Below are 6,191 nucleotides of genomic sequence, written 5' to 3' on the forward strand. Positions count from 1 at the left end.
CTTCATCTATGGGCCGCAGCTGGCACTCGTCCTGTCGCTCGGCAGCGGCACCCATGTCTTCGTCTTCTCGACAAGGCTCGGCACCTTCGTCCAGGCCTATGAAAGCCGGATCATTCCGCAACGCACTCAGGAATTCGCCATCAACGCCGCCAACTACCGGCACTGGGACGAGGCCGTGCGGCTCTATGTCGACGACTGCCTGGAGGGCACCGAAGGACCGCGCGAGAAGGATTTCAACATGCGCTGGATCGCCTCTCTGGTTGCCGACTGTTACCGCATATTGATGCGCGGCGGCGTTTTTCTCTACCCCGGCGATCGACGCAAGGGCTATGGTCAGGGACGGCTGCGCCTCGTCTACGAGGCCAACCCGATCGCCTATCTCATAGAACAGGCTGGTGGTGCCGCCACCGATGCAATCAACCGAATCCTGGAAATCGAACCCGAGAGCCTGCATCAGCGCGTGCCGATGATCTTCGGGTCGGCGCGGGAAGTCGCGCGCATCACCCGCTACCACACAGAGCCGAGCAACATCGGTGAGCGTGCGCCGCTGTTCAGCCGCCGCGGCCTGTTCAGAGCCTGAGCAGCACCATGTCAGCCAAGCACCCCATCATCACCATCACCGGGTCGTCGGGCGCCGGCACGACCTCGGTCAAGCGCATCTTCGATCTGATTTTCCGGCGCGAGAACATCGAGGCCGCTTTCATCGAAGGCGACGCCTTCCACCGCTACGATCGCGCGGCGATGAAGGCAAAGGTGGCCGAGGAGGAAAAGGCCGGCAACCCGAACTTCACCCATTTCAATGCCGCGGCCAACGAACTCGGAATTCTCGAAGAGGTGTTCGCGGAATATGGCCGCCGCGGAACCGGCAAGACCCGCACCTACATTCACGATGAGGAAGAGGAAAAGCAGCACGGCACGCCACCGGGAACCTTTACCGAATGGCGCGAATTCGCTCCCAGCGACCTGCTCTTCTACGAGGGGCTGCACGGCTGTGTCGTCACCGACACGATCAATTTGGCCAAGCATGCGGATCTCAAGATAGGGGTCGTGCCGGTCATCAATCTCGAATGGATCCAGAAGATCCATCGCGACCGTTCGACACGCGGCTATTCCACCGAGGCGGTGATGGACGTGATCCTGCGCCGGATGCCCGACTATGTCCGCTACATCGTCCCGCAATTCTCGCAGACCGCCATCAACTTCCAGCGCGTGCCGATCGTCGACACGTCCAACCCGTTCATCGCGCGCTGGATCCCGACGCCCGACGAATCGATGCTGGTTATCCGCTTCGCCAATCCGCGCGGCATCGATTTTCCGTATCTGCTGTCGATGATCCACGACTCGTTCATGTCGCGGCCAAATTCCATAGTGGTGCCAGGCAACAAGCTCGATCTTGCCATGCAACTGATCCTGACGCCGCTCATCCTGCAATTGATTGAACGCAAGAGCCGTGTGTCGTGAGGAGGATGCAATGACCAGCCAAACAGCACTGAAGCCCGTCACCACAACCGCTCCCGTCTCGGAGCGCGACATGGCGAACGCCATTCGCGCGCTGGCGATGGACAGCGTCCAAAAGGCGAATTCGGGTCACCCTGGCATGCCGATGGGCATGGCCGACGTCGCAACGGTGCTGTTCAACCGCTTCATCAATATCGATCCGTCGAGGCCGGACTGGCCCGACCGTGACCGTTTCGTGCTTTCAGCCGGCCACGGCTCGATGCTGCAATACGCGCTGCATCATCTGCTCGGCTATGAAGACATGCAGATCGAGGAATTGCAGCGATTTCGGCAGTTGGGCAGCCGCACCGCCGGACATCCGGAATATGGCCATGCGCTTGGCGTGGAGACCACCACCGGACCGCTGGGACAGGGCATTTCCACGGCGGTCGGCATGGCGCTGGCGGAACGCATGCTTGCCGCCCGCCACGGTGCCGATCTGGTCGATCATCATACCTATGTCATTGCGGGCGACGGCTGCCTTCAGGAGGGAATCAGTCACGAGGCAATAGACCTCGCTGGTCACCTGAAGCTTTCCCGCCTGATCGTCTTCTGGGACGACAATGCGATTTCCATTGACGGGCCGACCTCCCTCTCCACGTCGATGGACCAGCCGGCGCGCTTCAAGGCCGCCGGCTGGGATGTCCAAAGTGTCGCCGGCCACGACATGGAGGCAGTCGCCGCGGCAATCGAGGCGGCGCGGCGGTCGGATCGGCCATCGCTGATTGCCTGCCGCACAGTGATCGGCATGGGTGCCCCCAATCTCGGCGGTTCGGAGAAGACGCACGGCGCACCGCTGGGTGAAGCAGAGATCGCCGCGACACGCGAAAACATCGGCTGGGCGCACGCACCGTTCGATGTGCCGGATGATATCCTTTTCGCCTGGCGCGAGATTGCCGGTCGCGGCGAAGCGATGCGGCGCGCCTGGGAGCAGCGGCTTGCCGCCTCGCCGCGGCGCGAGGCTTTTGAAAACGCTGTCGCCGCCGAACTGCCTGATACGGTCTTCGAAGCGCTCGACGCCTTTCGTCGCGAACATATCGAGAAGGCAACCAAGGTGGCGACGCGAAAAGCCTCCGAAATGGCGCTGGAGGTCATCAACGGCGCAACGGAGTTGACCGTCGGCGGCTCGGCCGATCTGACGCATTCGAATCTGACGATCACCAAGGGCATGAACCGCATTGCACCGGGTGACTATGCCGGCCGCTACATTCACTACGGCATTCGTGAGCACGGCATGGCGGCCGCCATGAACGGCATCGCGCCGTCACCCTGATCGCCACCGGCTCGGAAGTCGAGATCGCGGTTGCTGCCGCCGAAAGGCTGGAGACCGAGCATGGCGCCGCCGCCGCCGTCGTGTCGATGCCGTGCTGGGAGCTTTTCGAGGAGCAGGACAGCGCCACCCGCAAGGCCGTCCTCGGCTCGGCGCCGCGCGTCGCGGTCGAAGCGGCAGCCCGGCTGGGCTGGGACCGCTGGATCGGCGAGACCGGCGCTTTCGTCGGCATGACCGGCTTCGGCGCCAGCGCCCCTGCCCCCGACCTCTACCGGCATTTCAACATAACGTCCGAAGCGGTTGCTGCAGCGGCGCTGAAGCTCATCATCTAGGAGGATTCACAATGGCTCGCATCACCCTTCGCCAGCTTCTCGACCATGCCGCCGAGCACGGCTACGGCGTACCGGCATTCAACATCAACAACATGGAACAGGGCCTCGCCATCATGGAAGCGGCCAAGGCCTGCGACGCGCCTGTCATCATCCAGGCTTCGCGTGGCGCCCGATCCTATGCCAACGACATCATGCTGGCCAAGATGATGGAGGCGCTGACCGAAATCCACCCGACCATCCCGCTATGCATCCATCAAGACCACGGCAACAGCGAGGCCACCTGCCTTTCCGCGATCCGCCACGGCTTCACCTCGGTGATGATGGACGGATCCTTGATGGCGGACGCCAAGACGCCGGCCAGCTACGACTACAACGTCGCCATAACCGAACGCGTCGCACGCATGGCGCATTGGGTCGGTGCTTCCGTCGAAGGCGAACTGGGTGTGCTCGGCTCGCTGGAAACCGGTCAAAGCGAGGCAGAGGATGGCCACGGCGCCGAAGGCGCGCTTTCCCACGACCAGTTATTGACCGATCCCGATCAGGCGGTCGACTTTGTGACCGCAACCCAGGTCGACGCGCTGGCGATCGCCTGCGGCACCTCGCACGGCGCCTACAAATTCACCCGCAAGCCGGACGGCGACATCCTGGCCATGCAGGTGATCGAGGCGATCCACGAAAAGCTGCCCAACACGCATCTGGTCATGCACGGCTCTTCCTCGGTGCCGCAGGAGTTGCAGGACATTATCAACAGATACGGCGGCGAGATGCCCCAGACCTTTGGCGTTCCGGTCGAGGAGATAGAGCGCGGCATCCGCTACGGCGTGCGCAAGGTCAACATCGACACCGATTGCCGCATGGCCATGGCCGGGCAGTTCCGCCGCGTCGCGACGGAAGACCCGCGCGAGTTCGATCCCCGTAAATTCCTGAAGCCAGCCATGGATGCCTTGCGCGACCTTTGCCGGGACCGGTTCGAGCGTTTCGGTACGGCGTCCAACGCCTCGAAGATCAAGGTCATCGCCATGGACGAGATGGCGAAACGTTACGCCGCGGGAAAGCTCGATCCCCATATCGCCACCGCGAAAGCCGCCTGAGCAACAAACAGGAGACCTGTCATGAACAAGATCGACATACTGCCAGCGGGAACGCTCAAGGAAGGCAAGGAACGCTACAAGTCAGGGGTCATCCCCTACAAGAAGATGGGCTACTGGGAGCCGGACTACAGGCCCAAGGAGACCGATCTGATCGCCATGTTCCGGATCACGCCGCAGCCGGGCGTCGACCACGAGGAGGCGGCGGCGGCCATCGCCGGTGAATCCTCCACCGCGACGTGGACCGTGGTGTGGACCGACCGACTGACGGCCTGCGAGCTCTATCGCGCCAAGGCGTTCAGATCCGAGCCGGTGCCGAACACCGGTCCCGGAACCAAGACCGAGCAACAGTACTTCGCCTACATCGCCTACGACCTCGACCTGTTCGAGCCGGGCTCGATCGCCAATCTGACCGCATCGATCATCGGCAATGTGTTCGGCTTCAAGGCAGTCAAGGCGCTGCGGCTGGAAGACATGCGTATCCCGGTGGCGTACCTCAAAACCTTCCAGGGGCCGGCGACCGGTATCGTGGTGGAGCGTGAGCGGCTCGACAAGTTCGGCCGGCCGCTGCTCGGCGCGACGACGAAGCCGAAGCTCGGCCTGTCGGGACGCAATTACGGGCGCGTCGTTTACGAAGCGCTGAAGGGCGGCCTCGACTTCGTCAAGGACGACGAGAACATTAACTCGCAGCCCTTCATGCACTGGCGCGACCGCTTCCTCTACTGCATGGAGGCCGTGAACAAGGCGTCGGCCGCCACCGGCGAGGTCAAAGGACATTATCTCAACGTCACCGCCGGCACGATGGAGGAGATGTACGAGCGCGCCGAATTCGCCAAGCAGCTTGGCTCCTGCATCGTCATGATCGACCTCGTCATCGGCTACACGGCGATCCAGTCGATGGCCAAGTGGGCGCGCCGCAACGACATGATCCTGCACCTGCACCGTGCCGGCAACTCGACCTATTCGCGCCAGAAGAACCACGGCATGAATTTCCGCGTCATCTGCAAATGGATGCGCATGGCCGGCGTCGACCACATCCATGCCGGCACGGTGGTCGGCAAGCTGGAAGGCGACCCGCTCATGATCAAGGGATTTTATGACACGCTGCGCGAGGAGCGCACGCCGCAGAACCTCGAAACCGGGCTGTTCTTCGATCAGGAATGGGCCTCGCTCAACAAGGTGATGCCCGTCGCCTCGGGCGGCATCCATGCCGGCCAGATGCACCAGTTGATCCACTATCTCGGCGAGGATGTCATCCTGCAGTTCGGCGGTGGCACGATCGGCCATCCGGACGGCATCCAGGCAGGCGCGACGGCCAATCGCGTCGCCTTGGAAGCGATGATCCTGGCCCGCAACGAGGGGCGCGATTATTTGCGCGAAGGAACCAAGATCCTCGAACAGGCGGCCAGATGGTGCACGCCGCTGAAGGCTGCCCTGGAGACCTGGAAGGACGTCACCTTCAACTACGAATCGACCGACACGGCCGACTTCGTGCCAACCGCAACGCCCAGCTTCTAGACGAAAGGAACCGTCGTCATGATGACCAATCCGGGAAACAAGGTCACACAGGGGCAGTTCTCGTTCCTGCCCGACCTGACCGACGAGCAGATTTCGGCGCAGATCAAATACGCGCTGAAGAACCATTGGGCGGTCAGCGTCGAGTACACGGACGATCCGCATCCGCGAAATACCTATTGGGAAATGTACGGCAACCCGATGTTCGACTTGAAAGATCCGGCGGGCATACTGCTCGAGGTCAACGCTTGCCGGAAAGCGTGTCCGAACATGTATGTGCGGGTAACCGCCTTCGATTCGACCAAGGGCTGGGAAGCGCCGCGCATGTCGTTCATTGTCAACCGGCCGCCCAGCGAACCCGGGTTCCGGCTGCTGCGCCAGGAGCGCGACGGCCGCAGTCAGGGTTATTCGATCGTGCCTTATGCGACCGACAGGCCCGAGGGCGAGCGGAGCTAGCCGAACCATGCTGAACGCGATGACCAAGGACGC

At 62.5% G+C, this 6,191-nt stretch carries 5 protein-coding genes and 1 pseudogene; all 6 read left to right on the forward strand.

The annotated features are described in order from the left end of the window. Nucleotides 1-580 (forward strand): class 1 fructose-bisphosphatase (locus tag EN906_RS19420; RefSeq protein ID WP_164777242.1); only part of this gene is annotated, 580 nt, incomplete at its 5' end. Between the two features lie 8 nt (nt 581-588). Next, complete coding sequence (locus EN906_RS19425; RefSeq protein WP_027036917.1) at nt 589-1,461, forward strand: phosphoribulokinase; 873 nt, start codon at nt 589-591, stop codon at nt 1,459-1,461. A gap of 10 nt (nt 1,462-1,471) precedes the next feature. Then, nucleotides 1,472-3,099: pseudogene (locus EN906_RS19430) on the forward strand (transketolase). Nucleotides 3,100-3,110: 11 nt separating this feature from the next. Further along, nucleotides 3,111-4,190 (forward strand): class II fructose-bisphosphate aldolase, encoded by a 1,080-nt coding sequence (gene fba, locus EN906_RS19435; RefSeq protein ID WP_127267899.1) that lies wholly within the window; start codon nt 3,111-3,113, stop codon nt 4,188-4,190. Nucleotides 4,191-4,211: 21 nt separating this feature from the next. After that, nucleotides 4,212-5,705, forward strand: a complete 1,494-nt coding sequence (locus EN906_RS19440; RefSeq protein ID WP_013532056.1) for a ribulose-bisphosphate carboxylase large subunit — start codon at nt 4,212-4,214, stop codon at nt 5,703-5,705. Nucleotides 5,706-5,723: 18 nt separating this feature from the next. Further along, complete coding sequence (locus tag EN906_RS19445) at nt 5,724-6,158, forward strand: ribulose bisphosphate carboxylase small subunit (protein WP_013532057.1); 435 nt, start codon at nt 5,724-5,726, stop codon at nt 6,156-6,158. Nucleotides 6,159-6,191: the final 33 nt, after the last annotated feature.

Source organism: Mesorhizobium sp. M7A.F.Ca.CA.004.06.1.1 (genome assembly GCF_003999135.1).
GTDB lineage: Bacteria > Pseudomonadota > Alphaproteobacteria > Rhizobiales > Rhizobiaceae > Mesorhizobium.